Annotated in this window: 17 protein-coding genes; 2 read left to right on the top strand and 15 right to left on the bottom strand. The window is 59.5% G+C overall.

Annotation, left to right across the window (positions count from 1 at the left end; all coding sequences use genetic code 11):
* Positions 1-24: 24 nt before the first annotated feature.
* From ybgC to ACWHVV_RS09585, 6 genes are all read right to left on the bottom strand, one after another.
* The gene (gene ybgC / locus ACWHVV_RS09610) at positions 25-405 is read right to left on the bottom strand and encodes a tol-pal system-associated acyl-CoA thioesterase (protein ID WP_447896159.1); all 381 of its coding nucleotides are present in this window, start codon (positions 403-405) and stop codon (positions 25-27) included.
* 14 nt (positions 406-419) lie between these two features.
* The gene (gene ruvB / locus ACWHVV_RS09605) at positions 420-1,457 is read right to left on the bottom strand and encodes a Holliday junction branch migration DNA helicase RuvB (RefSeq protein WP_447926053.1); all 1,038 of its coding nucleotides are present in this window, start codon (positions 1,455-1,457) and stop codon (positions 420-422) included.
* A 44-nt stretch (positions 1,458-1,501) separates the two neighbouring features.
* Positions 1,502-2,110: a Holliday junction branch migration protein RuvA gene (gene ruvA / locus ACWHVV_RS09600; protein ID WP_447528845.1), complete on the bottom strand. Its 609-nt coding sequence runs from the start codon at positions 2,108-2,110 to the stop codon at positions 1,502-1,504.
* A gap of 150 nt (positions 2,111-2,260) precedes the next feature.
* Complete coding sequence (ruvC, locus tag ACWHVV_RS09595; protein WP_447926052.1) at positions 2,261-2,812, bottom strand: crossover junction endodeoxyribonuclease RuvC; 552 nt, start codon at positions 2,810-2,812, stop codon at positions 2,261-2,263.
* 154 nt (positions 2,813-2,966) lie between these two features.
* Complete coding sequence (aspS, locus tag ACWHVV_RS09590; protein WP_447926051.1) at positions 2,967-4,751, bottom strand: aspartate--tRNA ligase; 1,785 nt, start codon at positions 4,749-4,751, stop codon at positions 2,967-2,969.
* Between the two features lie 62 nt (positions 4,752-4,813).
* A complete protein-coding gene (locus tag ACWHVV_RS09585; RefSeq protein WP_447926050.1) occupies positions 4,814-5,107 on the bottom strand; it encodes an FmdB family zinc ribbon protein in 294 nt (97 codons plus the stop codon).
* A 186-nt stretch (positions 5,108-5,293) separates the two neighbouring features.
* Here ACWHVV_RS09585 and ACWHVV_RS09580 point away from each other — a divergent pair, with 186 nt between their 5' ends.
* Positions 5,294-6,241 carry a D-2-hydroxyacid dehydrogenase gene (locus ACWHVV_RS09580; protein ID WP_447926049.1) on the top strand — a complete coding sequence of 316 codons (948 nt, stop codon included), beginning with the start codon at positions 5,294-5,296 and terminating at the stop codon, positions 6,239-6,241.
* Here the strand turns inward: ACWHVV_RS09580 and ACWHVV_RS09575 are convergent.
* From ACWHVV_RS09575 to ACWHVV_RS09535, 9 genes are all read right to left on the bottom strand, one after another.
* Positions 6,238-6,513 carry an acylphosphatase gene (locus ACWHVV_RS09575; protein ID WP_447926048.1) on the bottom strand — a complete coding sequence of 92 codons (276 nt, stop codon included), beginning with the start codon at positions 6,511-6,513 and terminating at the stop codon, positions 6,238-6,240. The two genes, ACWHVV_RS09580 and ACWHVV_RS09575, sit on opposite strands and share 4 nt — an antisense overlap.
* Before the next feature lie 15 nt (positions 6,514-6,528).
* Complete coding sequence (locus ACWHVV_RS09570) at positions 6,529-7,446, bottom strand: YihY/virulence factor BrkB family protein (protein WP_447926047.1); 918 nt, start codon at positions 7,444-7,446, stop codon at positions 6,529-6,531.
* Between the two features lie 160 nt (positions 7,447-7,606).
* Entirely contained in the window at positions 7,607-8,524 is a 918-nt protein-coding gene (locus ACWHVV_RS09565) for a LysR substrate-binding domain-containing protein (RefSeq protein WP_447926046.1), read from the bottom strand.
* 33 nt (positions 8,525-8,557) lie between these two features.
* Positions 8,558-9,976, bottom strand: coding sequence for a cardiolipin synthase (gene cls / locus ACWHVV_RS09560; protein WP_447926045.1), 1,419 nt, complete (start codon positions 9,974-9,976; stop codon positions 8,558-8,560).
* 108 nt (positions 9,977-10,084) lie between these two features.
* Positions 10,085-11,590 carry a fumarate hydratase gene (locus ACWHVV_RS09555; RefSeq protein ID WP_447926044.1) on the bottom strand — a complete coding sequence of 502 codons (1,506 nt, stop codon included), beginning with the start codon at positions 11,588-11,590 and terminating at the stop codon, positions 10,085-10,087.
* Positions 11,591-11,776: 186 nt separating this feature from the next.
* Positions 11,777-12,601 carry an endonuclease VIII gene (nei, locus tag ACWHVV_RS09550; RefSeq protein WP_447926043.1) on the bottom strand — a complete coding sequence of 275 codons (825 nt, stop codon included), beginning with the start codon at positions 12,599-12,601 and terminating at the stop codon, positions 11,777-11,779.
* A gap of 2 nt (positions 12,602-12,603) precedes the next feature.
* The gene (gene uvrB / locus ACWHVV_RS09545) at positions 12,604-14,628 is read right to left on the bottom strand and encodes an excinuclease ABC subunit UvrB (protein ID WP_447896118.1); all 2,025 of its coding nucleotides are present in this window, start codon (positions 14,626-14,628) and stop codon (positions 12,604-12,606) included.
* 24 nt (positions 14,629-14,652) lie between these two features.
* Positions 14,653-15,084: an OsmC family protein gene (locus tag ACWHVV_RS09540; protein WP_447926042.1), complete on the bottom strand. Its 432-nt coding sequence runs from the start codon at positions 15,082-15,084 to the stop codon at positions 14,653-14,655.
* Entirely contained in the window at positions 15,084-15,281 is a 198-nt protein-coding gene (locus ACWHVV_RS09535) for a hypothetical protein (protein ID WP_447926041.1), read from the bottom strand. Before ACWHVV_RS09535 ends, ACWHVV_RS09540 begins: the two co-directional genes overlap by 1 nt.
* 174 nt (positions 15,282-15,455) lie before the next feature.
* Here ACWHVV_RS09535 and ygfZ point away from each other — a divergent pair, with 174 nt between their 5' ends.
* Entirely contained in the window at positions 15,456-16,412 is a 957-nt protein-coding gene (gene ygfZ / locus ACWHVV_RS09530; protein ID WP_447926040.1) for a CAF17-like 4Fe-4S cluster assembly/insertion protein YgfZ, read from the top strand.
* Positions 16,413-16,461: the final 49 nt, after the last annotated feature.

Here is a 16,461-nt window from a genome sequence, read left to right as displayed (position 1 = left end):
GTTAGGTAGTGCTGCCCGGCCCGCTTACGCGTCGAGTTGGGCGCGAAGCTCGCTGGGCCACGCTTTGGGCCGCAGCGTTTCGCCGTTCAAGCAGGCTATCTCGACTGTGGCGCGGCACAAGAGTTCCTCGTTTCGCCATACGCGTTGCTCGAACACCATCCGGCAGCGGCCCATACTGTCGACCGTTGCGTCTACGCTTAGCGCGTCGTCGAGTCTGGCCGGTTTGCTATAGTGACAAGCCAAGCGGTATACCACTAGCTGCGTGCCTTCGTCCAGCAGCGTTTGCTGGCCAAGCCCCAATTCTCTTAGCCATTCGCTGCGGGCGCGCTCCATGAACTTCAAGTAGTTAACGTAGTAGACGATGCCGCCGGCGTCGGTGTCTTCGATATAGACACGCACCGGCATACGAAACGTTGAGCTCACGGGCGGCGCTCCCCTTCCACATCGATACTCTGCTCGTGGGGAACGCGGTCGAAGTGTCGCCAGGCCTGGCGGGTCACCACGCGCCCACGCGGCGTGCGCATCATGAGCCCCTGCTGAATCAGGTAGGGCTCGATGACGTCCTCGATGGTATCGCGCTCTTCACCGATCGCCGCGGAAAGCGAATCCACCCCGACCGGGCCGCCGTCGAACTTGTCGATCATCGCCAGCAATAGCCGCCGGTCCATATGGTCCAGACCGTGATGGTCCACGTTTAGCATATTGAGCGCGGCGTCGGCCAACGCGGCGTTAACGACGCCGTTACCCTTGATGTCGGCGTAGTCGCGCACGCGGCGTAAAAGTCGATTGGCGATACGCGGCGTGCCCCGGGAGCGCCGAGCGATCTCGATCGCGCCTTCGTGGTCGGTTTCGACGTCCAAAAGCCTGGCCGAGCGGGTCACGATCTCGGTCAGCTCTTCCAGGTTATAAAACTCCAAACGCTGCACGATACCGAAGCGGTCGCGCAGCGGCGAGGTCAAAAGCCCGGCGCGCGTGGTCGCCCCGACCAGCGTAAAACGCGGCAAATCCAGCTTGATCGAACGCGCCGCCGGCCCTTCGCCAATCATGATATCGAGCTGGAAATCTTCCATGGCGGGATAAAGAACTTCCTCGACGACCGGCGAAAGCCGGTGGATTTCGTCGATGAACAGCACATCACCGGGCTCGAGATTGGTGAGCATGGCGGCCAGGTCGCCGGCGCGCTCGAGTACCGGGCCCGAGGTAGACTTGAGCCCGACGCCCATCTCGGTGGCAATGATATTGGCCAGCGTGGTTTTACCAAGGCCTGGCGGGCCAAAGACCAGGGTGTGGTCCAGGCTCTCCTCGCGAAGCCGCGCGGCGCCGATAAAAATCTCCAGCTGTTCGCGTACCCGGGGCTGGCCAATATAGTCCTGGAGTTTTTTGGGGCGAATGGCGTGGTCGATGCGCACTTCGCCCTGCTCGGGGGCGGCGGCAATGAGCCGGTCGTGTTCTAGCATAAATACTCGTTAGCGCCTGCGTTCAAAACCCGATAATTTGTCATTCAGCCTCCCATGCGCCGGGTAAGGGCTGCTTTTATGAGCGCTTCCGTGGGCTGATGGGGGTCGATATCGGCCAGCATTTTAGCGGCTTCGGTCAGCTTGTAGCCAAGGCTTGTCAGCGCCGCTTCGGCATCGGCCAGGTTGTTGCGCGGCGCGGGCTCGCCGTTGGCGCCTTCCAGGGCAAGCGGGGCGTGCTGGCCCTGCTCCCATTCCGGGAAGCGGTCGCGCATTTCGATGATCAGCCGCTCGGCGGTTTTCTTGCCCACGCCGGGCAGTTTGGTGAGCGCTTTACTGTCGTCGTCGCGCACACAGCGCATGAAGGCGTCTTCGTCCATGCCCGAGAGAATCGCCAGGGCGAGCTTGGGGCCTACGCCGTTGACCTTGATCAGCGCCCGAAAGAGCGCACGCTCCTGGGCCCGGGCGAAGCCGTAAAGAAGATGCGCGTCGTCGCGAATGGTCAGGTGGGTATAGAGCGTTACGGTCTCGCCTGGGGCGGGAAGCGCCACAAGGGTTGTCATTGAAGCTTCCAACTCGTAGCCAACGCCGTGCACGTCGATGACCACCCAGGGTGGATGTTTTTCCAGCAGTGCGCCGTTTAAACGACCAATCATGGGCTACCTCGTTACCGATCAAACTTGGGTTACATAAAAAAGCGAGTGACTAAACAGACGGTTACTCTACACAGGGTTACTATATGACGACTCTGTACAGATGACCAGTGGTGGCGCGACGACCTTAAGCGCTGTAAGCGCTGTGCGCCGTTAAAGTCGCCAACGCCCGCTCGAGCGCCGGCTTGCCCCCCGGGCGGGCAAAGCCTTTAGCCCCTGGCCTGCGTAGGCGTGGCTGAGCGCAATGGCCAGCGCATCCGCGGCGTCGGCCTGGGGGGTGGCCGAAAGATTCAAAATGGCGGTGACCATATGCTGGACCTGGGCTTTATCCGCCCCGCCCTGGCCGGTCACCGCCTGTTTGATTTGGCGGGCGGCGTACTCGGCGATTTCGAGCCCGTGGTTGGCCATGCACACCAACGCCGCGCCGCGGGCCTGGCTAAGTTTCAGGGCGGAATCCGGGTTTTTCGCCATGAAGACACGCTCCACCGAAACCTCGGTTGGCCGGTGAAGACCCACTACCTCGGCAAGCCCGGCGTAAATTTGCGCCAGGCGCTGCTCGAGTGCCCCGTCAGCGGTTCGGATACAGCCGCTGGCCACGTAGTGCGGCTTGGCGTTGACCAGTTCGATCACGCCGTACCCGGTAATCCGCGAGCCCGGGTCGATCCCCAGGATGCGCCTAGGCGGGCCTTTGGGCCGTTCGTCCATGTGCTTTCTCCTGACGGACTTTTTCTAACGTACTATTTCCAGACGTACTTTTCCTGACCTACTTCCCTTGGAGCACGGTGCCTGGAAACAAAAACACCGACGCGAGCGCCGGTGCTTGAGCCTACCTTAACGTAGCATTGAAACCTTTACCGGATTACTCGCCGGTGGTGGTCTCGGGCTTCGCTTTCTGGCGCAGGCGGATGTTGAGGTCCTTGAGCTGATCGGGGCTCACCTCGCCCGGGGCGTCGGTCATCAAGCACGCCGCGCTCTGAGTTTTCGGAAAGGCGATCACTTCGCGGATGGTTTTCGCATCGGCCATCAGCATCACCAGACGATCGAGGCCGAAGGCCAGGCCGCCGTGGGGCGGCGCGCCGTACTGGAGCGCGTCGAGCAAGAAGCCGAACTTCTCCTGAGCTTCCTCTTCACCGATACCCAGAATCTCGAACACGCTGCGCTGCATGGTCTGGTCGTGGATACGGATCGAACCGCCGCCGAGCTCGGTGCCGTTGAGCACCATGTCGTAGGCGCGGGAAAGCGCGCTGGCCGGGTCGGCCTTGAGCTCTTCCGGCGAGCAGGATGGCGCCGTGAACGGGTGGTGAAGCGGGCTCAGACGACCGTTATCGTCGGCTTCGAACATCGGGAAGTCGACGACCCAAAGCGGCGCCCAGGATTGGGTGTAAAGGTCTAGATCGGCACCGAGCTTCACGCGCAGCGCGCCGATCGCCTCGTTGACGATGTTGGTCTTGTCCGCGCCGAAGAAGATGATATCGCCATCCTCGGCCCCTACCCGGTCCAGAAGCTCTTCGACCACGTTCTCCATGAACTTGACGATGGGCGACTGAAGACCTTCCAGCCCCTTGGCGCGCTCGTTGACCTTGATCCAGGCCAAGCCTTTTGCGCCGTAAATACCGACGAATTTGGTGTACTCATCGATTTCTTTACGCGAAAGCTTGGCGCCGCCGGATACTTTCAGCGCGGCCACGCGGCCGTCATCGGCGCTGGCCGGTCCGGAGAAGACCTTGAAGTCGACCTGGCTCATCAGGTCGTCGACATCGGTCAGCTCGAGCGGGATACGCAGATCGGGTTTGTCCGAGCCGAACCGGTCCATCGCTTCCTGCCAGCTCATGCGCGGGAATTCCGGCAGCTCGACGGAGAGTACTTCCTTGAAGAGCTTTTGAATCATCGACTCGGTAATGCCCATGATATCGTTCTCCTCGACGAAGGAGGCCTCGATATCGATCTGGGTGAACTCGGGCTGACGGTCGGCGCGAAGGTCTTCGTCGCGGAAGCACTTGGCGATCTGGTAGTAACGATCGAAACCCGCCACCATCAAAAGCTGCTTGAAAAGCTGAGGCGACTGCGGCAACGCGAAGAAGCTGCCGGCGTGGGTGCGGCTAGGCACCAGATAGTCGCGGGCGCCTTCCGGCGTTGCGCGGGTCAGGATCGGCGTCTCGATATCCAGAAAACCTTCGTTTTCCAGATAGGCGCGAACGGTATGCGAGATACGCGAGCGCAGACGCAGTTTCTCGATCATGTCCGGGCGGCGCAGGTCGATGTAGCGGTGCTTGAGGCGCACTTCTTCGCCGACCTTGCCGTGCTCGTCGAGCTGGAAAGGCGGCGTGGCAGCGGTGTTGAGCACCTCGACGTCTTTCGCCAGAATCTCGATCATGCCGGTGGGCATGTTCGGGTTTTGCGTGCCTTCCGGGCGCAGCCGAACGCGGCCGGTAATACGCAGCACGTACTCATTACGGGCACGGTCGGCATTGGCGAACGCTTCAGCGGTATCCGGGTCGACTACGAACTGGGCGATGCCGTCGCGATCGCGCATATCGAGGAAAATGACCCCGCCGTGGTCACGGCGACGATGCACCCACCCACAGACGGTGACCGTTTGATCTACCAGAGTTTCGTTAAGCTGGCCGCAATAATGGCTGCGCATGTTTCATCCTGTTCTGTTACGTGACAATAAAGGTATCGCGGGTCTGGCCTTCACCGGCGCGGCTACGCCGCATCACCCTTGCTTTTGGAAGAGCCACCGGTGGGTGTAGACGAAGCGCTTTCGGCTTTACCCTTTGCGGCGGGCTGGTTGTCCGCTGCCAGGTTTTTCTTGCCACCGGTTTTGAAATCGGTTTCATACCATCCGCCGCCGGCCAAGCGGAAACCGGCCGCCGACACCAGACGATTAAGATCGTCGCGCTGACAGGCCGGGCAGTGCTTCAACGGGTCGGCACTGATCTTCTGTAGTTTTTCCATGCGATGACCGCAGGCCTTGCACTCGTATTCATAGATGGGCATGTTGATAGCTCCTGAAAAGCTCAGCGTAGACAGGACATTGATAACCCTAACGACTTTGGGCCCTGGCAATATGTGGCCTGTCGTAATAAATTCCAAGACAGCGGTTGGTAAAGCCGCCCATTATACCCTTTTGTGCCCCCTGCCGGGCAAGGCCTGGCACCCCTCGGTTTACATGGAGAGAATAAAATGGCCAACGCGGTAATACTCGATGCACAAAGCATGGGCCCCCATATCGATTTCACCGCGATTCGTGACTGCGTCTCGACGCTGGATATCTACGACCAAACCACCCCGGAGCAGGCCCAGGAGCGCCTGAAAGACGCCGAGATCGTGCTGGTCAACAAGGTCAAACTCGACCGTCAGCTTTTGGAGTCGCTGCCCTCGCTCAAGCTTATTTGCGTCATGGCGACCGGCCTTAACAATATCGACATGGACGCGGCCAAGGCCAACGGTATTGCCGTGAAAAACGTGTCCGCCTACGGCACGGCCAGCGTGTCTCAGCATACGTTGATGTTGATATTGACACTGGCGGCTCGCCTGCCCCGCTACCAGCAGGATGTCGCCCAAGGCGCCTGGCAGCAGAGCGCGTTTTTCTGCCTGCAGGACTACCCGACGCTACAGCTTGCCGGCAAGGAGCTCGTCATGGTCGGCCAGGGCGAGCTTGGCTCGGAAGTGGCGCGGCTGGCGAAAGCGTTTGGTATGAACGTGACGTTCGCCGCACGCCCAAGTGGCGAGGCCGACGACGAGCGCCCGAGCCTCGACGAGCTTATGCCCCGCGCCGATGTCATCAGCCTGCACTGCCCGCTCAACGAGCAAACGGAGCACCTGATCAATAAAGAGCGGCTGGAAAACGCCAAGCCGTCGCTTTTGCTGGTTAACTGCGCCCGAGGCGGCATTATCGACGAGAACGCTGCGTTAAAGGCCCTGCGCGAAGGCCAAATTGGCGGGCTTGGCGTCGATGTACTGCCCGAAGAGCCGCCGCGCAGTGGCCATGCCTTGCTGGACGCGCTGGCAAGCGACGAGGCGCTCAACCTGATCGTGACCCCCCATAACGCCTGGGTTACCCCGGAGGCCCGCCAGAACATCGTCAAGCTGACCGCCGAGAATATCGAACGCTTCAAAGCAAGCGCTTAAGCGGTCGTAAAACCTTCGGGCAAGCGCACGCCGCTGACCTCTTCGAAGGTGACCTCGGTGACGTGTGCGTTCGCAGGCCCCTGCCAGAGCCACTCGCCAAGGGCGGTGACCGCCTCGGCGTCGCCGCACATGAGTACTTCGACCCGGCCATCGGGCAGGTTTTTAGCGTAGCCCGTTACCCCTTTGGTACGGGCCTGTTGCTGAGTACTCGAACGGTAGTGAACGCCTTGTACCTTGCCGCTTACCCAAGCGCGAACGTTTTTCGTTACCACGATGGCCTCCCCTTTTTAAACGTCGTCCTGCTCTTTGATGAACTCATGCTTGACGCGAACCGCGCTATTACGCGGGATGATCGGCCGCCCGCGGCGGGCCAATAGCGAGCGGGTAAACGCAGCGCCAAACAGTAGAATAAGCGAGCTGTAATAGACCCATAAAAGTACCATGACGACCGAACCTGCCGCGCCGTAGGTCGATGCCGTCGCCGTGTAGGCCAGATAAACGGCAATCAGGTTGCGCCCGATAGTAAAGAGTACCGCCGTCACCAGCCCGCCAATCAATACGTCCCTCCAGCGTAGCACGACATCCGGCAACACCTTGAAGATGGTCGCGAACAACAGCGTGACCATGGCAAGCGAAAGCAAGGATTCGAGCGTAGTGGTGAAAAAGCTCATGAACGGCATGAGATAATTGGCCGCTTGCAGCATCCCGCGAATCACTACCCCCAGCACCAGAGACACCAGTAAAATGAAGCCGATCGACAGCACCACGGTCAGCGATAAAAGGCGGGTCTTGATAAAGATGAAGGCGCTGTTGGAGGTAGGTTTGGCAGTAACGTCCCAGATGGTGTTCAGCGAGAACTGCATCTGCGCAAACACGGTGGTTGCGCCGACCAGTAGCGCGCCAAAGCCCAAAAGCGTGGGAAGAAGCCCCGACTCTTCGATACGCGACTGGGCGACGGCTTGTTCGATGGCGGATGCGGCATCGACCCCAAGTGTGCCCTGCAACTGGGCGACGATTTGGCCCTGGGCGGCATCTTCGCCCAGCACGATACCAATGACCGTGACGGCGATAATGATCGTCGGTGCCAATGAGAAAAGCGTATAGAACGCAAGCGAGCCTGCGTAGCTAAAAGCGTTGCGCTCGAGCCAGAGAGCAATGGCGTCCTGCACTACTTTCCACCAGAACAGTAGCGTACGTTTTAGCATATTGATTCCCTTGCGAAATACTTTATGTCATGCGCTTTATAGCGCGCACTTGTGTGATGCTTTTTAATAATAACAGCATACCTAACTATTGCCTGGCGCGCTTTCTTCGCAGTACGTGCCTTTTTCACAAGCACTTTATAGTGAAGCCGTTTTCAAATGATCACGCTTGAAGGAAATCCCTCGGGAGTTTCATCATCTGCCGCCAAAGCCGCTCGACACCGGGTTTATGGACCAGCGAGCAGCGGTAAAGGCGAATTTCCAGCGGGATATCGAGGCTTTCGTCGCCGGCGCGCACCAGGCGTTTGCTCTTGAGCTCCTCGCGAATGCAGAAGTCCGGAATCCAGGCAACGCCGACCCCCTGGAGCACCATCCCTTTTAGCCCTTCGGCCATGGCGGTTTCGTAAACCGTGCGCAGGTTCATGCGCAGCGGGTCGTTTTTGAGCACCATATGCACGCTGCGACCCAAAAAAGCACCCTGACTATAAGCCAAAAACGGGACCGGCTCTTGCTGGTCGAGGGTAAAGAGCGGCTGCCCGTTGCTATCGGCAAGCGACACCGGCAGCATTTTGACATTGCCGATGGAAAATGAGGGAAACACCTTGGTATCGAGCTGCATGGTGGCGAAGGGGTCGTAATAACCGAGCATCAGGTCGCAGTTGCCCTCGCGCAGTACGTGGATCGCCTCGCCCACGTTCATCGCCATCAATCGGGTAGGCAGCTCGCCTACCCCTTTTTGCAGCCGCGAGATCCAGGGCGGATAAAAGCTGAGCGCAAGCGAGTGCGCCGCGACGATGTCCAATGCCTCGTTGGCGATGGAAAGCCCGTGTAAGTGGCTAATGGACTCATTGAGTTGTTCTACCAGGTTGCGCGCGGTCACTAGAAAAAGCTGCCCTTCGGCGGTCAATCCAATGGGCGTGGTCGAGCGGTCCACCAGCGTCGTATCCAGCGCCTGCTCGAGGGCGCGAATGCGGCGGCTAAAAGCGGGCTGGGTGACGTGGCGCTGTCGCGCCGAGGCCGAAAAGCTTCGCGTATTGGCCAGGGCGACGAAATCCTCGAGCCATTTGGTTTCCAGATTCATCCGAAACTCCTTGTGTCGGCGTCTACGCTAAAGCTACTGAATGGGCGCGGTTAAATAGGCAGCGCGGGAAACGACTTTCTTCCAAAGCGGCCGATTATTGATTTCGTCGATGGTAACCCGCCGGCAATTGGAAAAATCCTCCTCGAGCATATCGGTGACGCTTGCGGCGAAGCTTGACGACGGTACGTAGGCGGTAATCTCGAAATTAAGCCGAAAAGAACGGTTATCCAGATTGATCGTGCCGACCGTGGCCGCCTCATCGTCGATTAGCATGACTTTTTGGTGTAAGAACCCAGGAAGATAACGGTATATTTTAACACCTGCTCGCAGCATGTCCGGTAAAAAGGAGAACGCCGAAAGAAATACCAGCAGATGGTCTGGCCGCTCGGGGATCATGACGCGTACATCGACGCCCCGCATGGCCGCTAAACGCAGCGCATCCTGTACGCCCTGGTCCGGCACGAAATAAGGGCTTGTCACCCATAGCCGGTCGTTGGCGCTATGAATGAGCTGCTGGATCAAAAGGCTGGCCGTATCGTGCTTGTCCGCCGGGCCCGAGGGCACGATGACCACCTGATGGTCCATCTGCGCGTGGTTTTCGGCGTGCCAGTTCAGTGTGATGACTTCACCGGTCGCCCAGTGCCAGTCCTCCCAAAACGCTTCCTGCAGACCCAGTACGCCGGGGCCTTGAAGCATCAGGTGAGTGTCCCGCCAGGGGCCATGCCGCGGGTGCTCCCCTAGATACTCCACGCCGACGTTGAAGCCCCCTACCCAGCCTTTTTTGCCATCGACGACCATGATCTTACGGTGATTGCGGAAATTGAGCTGAAAACGATGCTTGAACCCGCGTGAGGAGCCAAAGGGGCTTACTTCTACGCCTTCACTTGCCAGCTCCTTGAAGTAGCCGTCGCGCAATTTACGGCTGCCAAGCTCGTCGTAAAGAAAGTAGATACGCACGCCCCGGCCTACCGCGTCTAACAGATGCTCTTTGAGTTTTTGACCGAGCCGATCATCGCGAACGATAAAAAATTGCAGCAGTAAGTAGTCGTTAGCGTCGTCGATTCCCTGGAACAGACTCTCGAAGGTGGCGTCACCATCGATCAATAGCTCGGCGTGGTTGCCCTTGGTCAGCGGCATCATGGCCAGCTGTTCCACCGCTTGAATATCCGGGGTGGCGGGAAGCGAGATATGCGGCTTCATGTTATTACGGTAGCGGCGCAGCACGCGCCTTAGGACATTGTCCTTGGCGCCACGAGCCGTTACGTAGCCATAAAACCGCGGGCGGCCAAAAAACCAGTAGGCCGGCAGCGCCACGTAAGGAAACGTTAGAAGCGACATTATCCAGGCGACGGCACCTTGCGAGGTTCGACTCGACATGAGCGCCATGACGGCGGAGACCATGCCCAACAGGTGGATGAGCATAATCCCCGTACCGATAAGCCATGAAGTCATCAAACGCTCCCTGCCATACACTCAGTTCCTTGAACGATTCCCTATATGCGAAAGCCCCGCGAGACGGGGCTTTCGTTTTTGACTGACGGGTAATTTGCTTCCGCCAGTTTACGCGGTTTCGGCAATAATTGCTTTCCATTTAGCCGGGCCGGTCTGATGAACCGAGGTGCCTTGCGTGTCGACCGCCACCGTGACCGGCATATCTTCTACCTCGAACTCGTAGATGGCTTCCATCCCCAGATCTTCGAAGCCTACCACGCGGGATTTCTTGATCGCCTGTGCGACCAGGTAAGCCGAGCCCCCCACCGCCATTAAATAAACCGCCTGGTTGTCCCGAATCGCCTCGATCGCCGCCTGGCCACGCTCGGCCTTACCCACCATGCCTAGAAGCCCGGTCTCTTCGAGCATCGTGCGGGTGAACTTGTCCATGCGTGTCGCGGTGGTCGGGCCAGCCGGGCCCACGACTTCGTCGCCGATCGGATCTACCGGGCCGACGTAATAGATAAAGCGCCCTTTCATATCCACCGGCAGCGGCTCGCCTTTGGCGATCATGTCGGTCATACGCTTATGCGCCGCGTCCCGGCCGGTCAGAAGCTTGCCGTTGAGCAGTAGCGTATCGCCGGGCTGCCAGGTTTTGACCTCCTCGGCGGTAACGGTGTCGAGATTGACCCGCTTGACGTTGTCGCCTACTTCGCGGGTGATCTCGGGCCAGTCCTCGAGCTTGGGTGCCTTCAAGGCCACCGGGCCCGAGCCGTCGAGGGTGAAATGGGCGTGACGTGTGGCCGCGCAGTTGGGAATGATCGCCACTGGCTTGTTGGCCGCGTGGGTCGGGTAATCCTTGACCTTGATATCGAGCACCGTGGTCAAACCGCCCAGGCCCTGGGCGCCGATTCCGGTTTTATTGACCTTGTCGAAAAGCTCCAGGCGTAGCTCTTCGGCGCGGTTGCTTGCCCCGCGCGCCTGCAACTCCTGAATATCGATGGGATCGAGCAGCGCTTCCTTGGCGATCTCCATGGCTTTTTCCGCCGTACCGCCAATCCCGATGCCAAGCATCCCCGGCGGGCACCAGCCGGCGCCCATTTTGGGCAACTGCTCGAGCACCCAATCGGCGACGCTGTCCGAAGGATTCAGCATGGCGAACTTGGATTTCGCTTCGCTACCGCCGCCCTTCGCCGCTACGTGGATATCGACCTTATCGCCGGGAACGATCTTGTGGTGAATGATCGCGGGTGTGTTGTCCTTGGTGTTCTGGCGCTTGCCGTCCGGGTCGGCCAGCACCGAGGCGCGCAGCACGTTATCCGGCAGAAGATAGGCCCGGCGAACGCCTTCATTGACCATATCATCCAGGCTCATGTCCGCCTGCCAGGTCACGTTCATGCCGACGTGAACGAACACGGTTACGATGCCGGTATCCTGACAAATCGGCCGATGTCCGGTCGCACACATGCGTGAATTGATCAGAATCTGGGCGATGGCATCCTTCGCGGCCGGGTTCTCTTCACGCTCGTGGGCGGCCGCCATGGCGTCGATAAAGTCTTTCGGATGATAATAGGAGATGTACTGGAGGGCATCGGCGACGCTTTGAATAACGTCGTCCTGTTTGATCACGGTCATGAACAACGGGCTCCTGATAGGTCGATTCAAGCGGCTATTTCTAAAGGATTTTGGTATCCCGTTAGCCGTCTAGGCGAAGCGCAGTATACCCGATCGAATAATTCACGGCAGCTCTGCTTGCTGACAACATTACTCCAGAGGCAATTCTTTTAGCTTAACAAATAAGATAACGGTATAAATTTGGATTCATGAAACCGGCTGGCAGTGCGGGCACCAGTAAAGCCTACGCGAGCCGACCATCTGCCGCTCGATGACCTCGCCACAGCGGTGGCAAGAGAGCCCGGCGCGCTCGAATACACTAAAACGCCACTGCCGCCGTGTTTCGCCGGCCGCTTTGGCCTGTTCGATCCAGGCATCGCGGTTGGTGACCCCGGCCTGGCGGTAGGCTTGCCAGGTGGTATCGATGATGATCTGCGCCAGCGTCTTGCGCGCGTCAGCGGTTAGATCCACCGGCCGGGTTTTGGGGTTGAGCCCGGCAAAGAACAGGATCTCCGAGCGCAGGTAGTTACCAAGCCCCGCCACCAGGGACTGGTCGAGCAGCAGCGCCCCCAGGCTTCTGCGATAAAACCGGGTATCGTCCAGCCGCTCGACCACCCCGGCGGTGGATACGTTCTGACTTAGCAGATCCGGGCCCAGGCGTGCCAAAAAGGGGTGTTCGTCGAGACGGTCTTGCTCGAGCAGCGCGATACTCGACGCGCTATAAAGGCTCGCCGCCCTTCCCTCGGCGATCAAACGTACGCGCAGCGAGCGCCTGGTTTGAGGTGGTTGGTGGGCGGCGTGAAGCTTCCAGACGCCGTACAGCTGATTGTGCGAATAAAGCACCCGACCATTGGCAAAGCGAATCAGCATGGCCTTGCCCCGGGTCTCGACGGCGTCGATGCTCACATCTACCAGCGAGCCTGCCTGGGCCTGGAGCTCGTCAAAGGCGAACCAGGCCTCTTCCACTACCCGGCCGCCTATCTGCTTTTCGATACGGTCCGCCGCGCGGCGGATTTCCGGACCTTCCGGCACGACTACCCTAGCACCAGCTGTTTCTCTTTCATTTGATTGAGCTGGTCGCGCAGACGCGCCGCCTCTTCAAACTCCAGATTTTGGGCCGCTTCGAACATCGCGTCCTCGAGCTTGCTGACCGCATCGGTAAGCTCCTGCTGGCCCATGCTCGCAATGTCGTACTCGACGGGCTGGCTTTTCTTGCGATCCGAACCGCGGCGGCCGTTGGTCTTTTTAGCCCCCGGCGCCTGGCCGGCTTCCATGATGTCCGCCACCGAGCGGGTCACGGTGGTCGGCGTAATGCCGTGCTCCTCGTTGTGCTCCATCTGCTTGGCACGACGGCGCTCGGTTTCATCCATGGCACGACGCATGGAGTCGGTAATACGATCGCCGTAAAGAATCGCCTTGCCGTGGGCATTACGCGCGGCGCGGCCGATGGTTTGGATGAGCGAGCGCTCGGCGCGCAAAAAGCCCTCTTTATCCGCATCGAGAATGGCCACCAGCGAGACTTCGGGAATATCCAGGCCCTCGCGCAGCAGGTTGATGCCGACCAGTACATCGAACTTGCCCAGGCGCAGGTCGCGAATGATCTCGACCCGCTCGACGGTATCGATATCCGAATGCAGGTAACGTACGCGGATGCTGTGATCGTCCAGATACTCGGTCAGGTCTTCCGCCATACGCTTGGTAAGCGTGGTGACCAGCACGCGCTCGCCTACCGCGGTGCGCTTGTTGATCTCCGAGAGCAGGTCGTCCACCTGGGTACTGGCCGGACGCACCTCGATTTCCGGGTCGAGAAGCCCCGTCGGCCGCACCACCTGCTCGACCACTTGGCCGGCGTGTTCGGCTTCATACTTACCCGGTGTGGCTGAGACGAAAATGGTCTGCGGGGAGATAGATTCCCACTCCTCGAACTTCATCGGGCGGTTATCCAGCGCCGAAGGCAGCCGGAAACCGTACTCCACCAGGGTCTCCTTGCGCGAGCGGTCGCCTTTGTACATACCGCCCACCTGGGGGACGCTCACGTGGGACTCGTCGATGAACAGCAGTGCATCGTCCGGCAGGTAGTCGAAGAACGTGGGCGGCGCGTTGCCCGGGTCGCGCCCGGAAAGATAGCGGGAGTAGTTCTCGATGCCGTTGCAGTACCCAAGCTCCAGCATCATCTCGATATCGTAGAGCGTACGCTGCTCCAGGCGCTGGGCTTCCACCAGCCGTTCGTGCTTTCTAAGCCACTCCAGGCGCTCCTTGAGCTCGGCCTTGATCGACTCGATCGCTTCCAGAATCGTCTCTCGCGGCGTCACGTAGTGGGACTTGGGGTAGATCGTCATACGCGGTACTTGGCCGCGCACATCGCCGGTGAGCGGGTCGAACAGGCGAATGGAGTCGATCTCGTCGTCGAAAAGCTCGACGCGCACCGCCTCCTCGTCGGAATCCGCCGGGAAGATGTCGATGACGTCGCCGCGTACCCGGTAGGTGCCGCGGCGAAAGTCCATGTCGTTGCGGGTATATTGAAGCTCGGCCAGGCGGCGCAAAAACGCCCGCTGGTCGATCAACTCGCCCCGGGTAAAGTGCAGGCGCATCTTCAAGTACTGGTCCGGGTCACCCAGACCGTAAATGGCCGACACGGATACCACGATCAGCGCGTCGCGGCGCTCCAGCAACGCCTTGGTGGCAGACAGACGCATTTGCTCGATGTGGTCATTGATCGAGGCGTCTTTCTCGATGAACGTATCCGAGGAAGGAACGTAGGCTTCGGGTTGGTAGTAGTCGTAGTAGGAGACGAAGTACTCGACGGCGTTATCCGGAAAGAACGCCTTGAACTCCCCGTAAAGCTGGGCGGCCAGCGTCTTGTTGGGGGCCATGACAATAGTCGGGCGCTGCAGCTGCTGCACGATATTGGCCATGGTGAACGTCTTGCCCGACCCGGTCACACCCAGTAGCGTCTGATGGGCAAGCCCCGACTCGAGCCCGCTGATTAAGCCTTTGATGGCGGTCGGCTGATCACCCGCGGGTTCGAACTTCGACGTTAGCCGGAACTCTCTGCTCATCGTTACTCCAATCTGGAAAAATCGTTATTCGCCCGCGTGCTGGCCGGGGGAAGTCAACTGCGTATTGATGGTCACGGTGGCTTGGGTCATGAGCCGCTGCACCGGGCAGCGCTCGCTGATATCCAGAAGTTTTGCGCGCATTGCCTCGTCGAGAGGACCGTGAAGCTCGAGATGAACGTCGAGGGAGTACTGCCCCTGGCGCTCCTGGCTTTCGTCCCGCGCTACCGTCACCGTAATCCCTTCCAGCGGCCACTCCTTGCGCTTGGCGTACATCTGCACGGTGATGGCTTTACAGCTGCCCAGCGCCATATCGAAGTAGTCGTGCGGGTCCGGGTCCTGCCCATCGCCCCCCATCGGCGCGGGCGCGTCGGCGTAAAGCGCTTCGACGTCCTCGACCTCGATTCGCTGCCTGAAGGTTTTATTGCGCTCGCTGATAAGGGTGATGGGCTGATGCATTAGGAGACCTCGATGTTGAGCTTTAGATCCTTGACCGTCTTGATAAGCGTTTGATGGCTTGCACGCCCTTCGACCTCCGCGCCATGACGCCCGACCTCGGCGCTCTCCACGCCGTCGAGCATCATCAGTGCGGTCGTAATCTTGTTCACTTCATCGGCGTTTCGTACACCCTTGAAGTTCAGGGATTGGTAAGCCATGACTCATCCTTCTTTTGAAACCGGCGCCGGGCGCCCGCTAACCTATGCAAAACTGATACAACCCGAGAAGTCTAGCACGCCGCCGCTGCCTTGCAATTGCGACTTCGAGCCCTCACCTGCAGATCAACAGTGTTACGCTAGAGCGAACGCACACCCCCTGCTAGTGGAGCTTGTATGGCAACCGAACAGTCCCCTTCCTTCAACGGCGACGTACGCTTGGATCACCTGGCCGCGCTGGATATCAAAGGTGCGAACGCCGAGAAGTTTCTACAGGGGCAAACCAGCGCCCAGGTGAGCCTGGCGAACGGCCACTTCGCCCCGCTCACCTGCTTTTGTACGCCCAAGGGGCGCATCATCGCCAATGGTCAGCTTTTAAGAGTCGCCGAGCACCACTTTAGACTGCTGGTCAGCGAAAGCCTCGTCGAAAAACTTGCCGAGCATCTCAAAAAGTTTGCAGTGTTCTACCAGGCCGAACTTGGCGTCAACACCGGGCTTACATTGGTCGGCGCAGGACCGGAAAAAGCCCGGCAGTGGGCAGAAAAAGCGGGGCTTGCCTTGCCCGAGAGCGCCTACCTGCACACCGGCGATGAAAAAGCCTCGATACTGCGTCTACCGGGCGAGGAGCGCTACGTGCTGGGCCTGCAAGAAGATGAAAGCGAAGCGCCAGCGGATGAAACGCTGCAAAACGCCTGGCAGCTGGCGGATATTCGAAGCGGCCTTGCCTGGCTGACCGAAGCCCAGGAAGACCATTTCCTGCCCCAGATGATCAACTGGGAAGCCCTTGGCGGTATCAGCTTCAAAAAAGGCTGCTATACCGGCCAGGAAGTGGTGGCCCGCGCGCACTTTCGCGGCCAGGTGAAAAAGCGCCTTGTACGCGCACGCCTTGAAAGCGACGTACTGCCCGGCGTGACCGATTCACTGACCGATGAAAATGGCAAAAGCCTGGGCGAGGTGGTGAATAGCGCCTTTAGCGGCCAGCATCAGGTAGCGTTACTCGCGGTGGTGGCCACCAAAGCGATCGAAACGCCGCTTGGGCTAAGCTGGAGTGATAAGCCCGTCACACTCGAAGAGTTGCCCTACCCGGTCGAACGCCTGGACCCGGAGCAGCTTTCGGCAAGCCTTATGGGTTGAATCGATCAAAGTGCCGCCGGCCTTTAGCCGGCGGCGCTTGGGAGATACG

The organism is Vreelandella sp. EE27 (assembly GCF_968206495.1).
This window is presented reverse-complemented; position numbering and strand designations above follow the sequence as displayed.

What these genes read in the sequence shown, in the direction of transcription:
- ruvA (WP_447528845.1), bottom strand. Translation starts at nt 2,110, where the DNA reads ATGATTGGTCGTTTAAACGGCGCACTGCTGGAAAAACATCCACCCTGG.
- ACWHVV_RS09555 (WP_447926044.1), bottom strand. Translation starts at nt 11,590, where the DNA reads ATGACCGTGATCAAACAGGACGACGTTATTCAAAGCGTCGCCGATGCC.
- ruvB (WP_447926053.1), bottom strand. Translation starts at nt 1,457, where the DNA reads ATGCTAGAACACGACCGGCTCATTGCCGCCGCCCCCGAGCAGGGCGAA.
- uvrB (WP_447896118.1), bottom strand. Translation starts at nt 14,628, where the DNA reads ATGAGCAGAGAGTTCCGGCTAACGTCGAAGTTCGAACCCGCGGGTGAT.
- ACWHVV_RS09580 (WP_447926049.1), top strand. Translation starts at nt 5,294, where the DNA reads ATGGCCAACGCGGTAATACTCGATGCACAAAGCATGGGCCCCCATATC.
- ACWHVV_RS09565 (WP_447926046.1), bottom strand. Translation starts at nt 8,524, where the DNA reads ATGAATCTGGAAACCAAATGGCTCGAGGATTTCGTCGCCCTGGCCAAT.
- ACWHVV_RS09585 (WP_447926050.1), bottom strand. Translation starts at nt 5,107, where the DNA reads ATGCCCATCTATGAATACGAGTGCAAGGCCTGCGGTCATCGCATGGAA.
- ACWHVV_RS09535 (WP_447926041.1), bottom strand. Translation starts at nt 15,281, where the DNA reads ATGGCTTACCAATCCCTGAACTTCAAGGGTGTACGAAACGCCGATGAA.
- ACWHVV_RS09540 (WP_447926042.1), bottom strand. Translation starts at nt 15,084, where the DNA reads ATGCATCAGCCCATCACCCTTATCAGCGAGCGCAATAAAACCTTCAGG.
- ybgC (WP_447896159.1), bottom strand. Translation starts at nt 405, where the DNA reads ATGCCGGTGCGTGTCTATATCGAAGACACCGACGCCGGCGGCATCGTC.
- cls (WP_447926045.1), bottom strand. Translation starts at nt 9,976, where the DNA reads ATGACTTCATGGCTTATCGGTACGGGGATTATGCTCATCCACCTGTTG.
- ACWHVV_RS09570 (WP_447926047.1), bottom strand. Translation starts at nt 7,446, where the DNA reads ATGCTAAAACGTACGCTACTGTTCTGGTGGAAAGTAGTGCAGGACGCC.
- ygfZ (WP_447926040.1), top strand. Translation starts at nt 15,456, where the DNA reads ATGGCAACCGAACAGTCCCCTTCCTTCAACGGCGACGTACGCTTGGAT.
- ruvC (WP_447926052.1), bottom strand. Translation starts at nt 2,812, where the DNA reads ATGGACGAACGGCCCAAAGGCCCGCCTAGGCGCATCCTGGGGATCGAC.
- aspS (WP_447926051.1), bottom strand. Translation starts at nt 4,751, where the DNA reads ATGCGCAGCCATTATTGCGGCCAGCTTAACGAAACTCTGGTAGATCAA.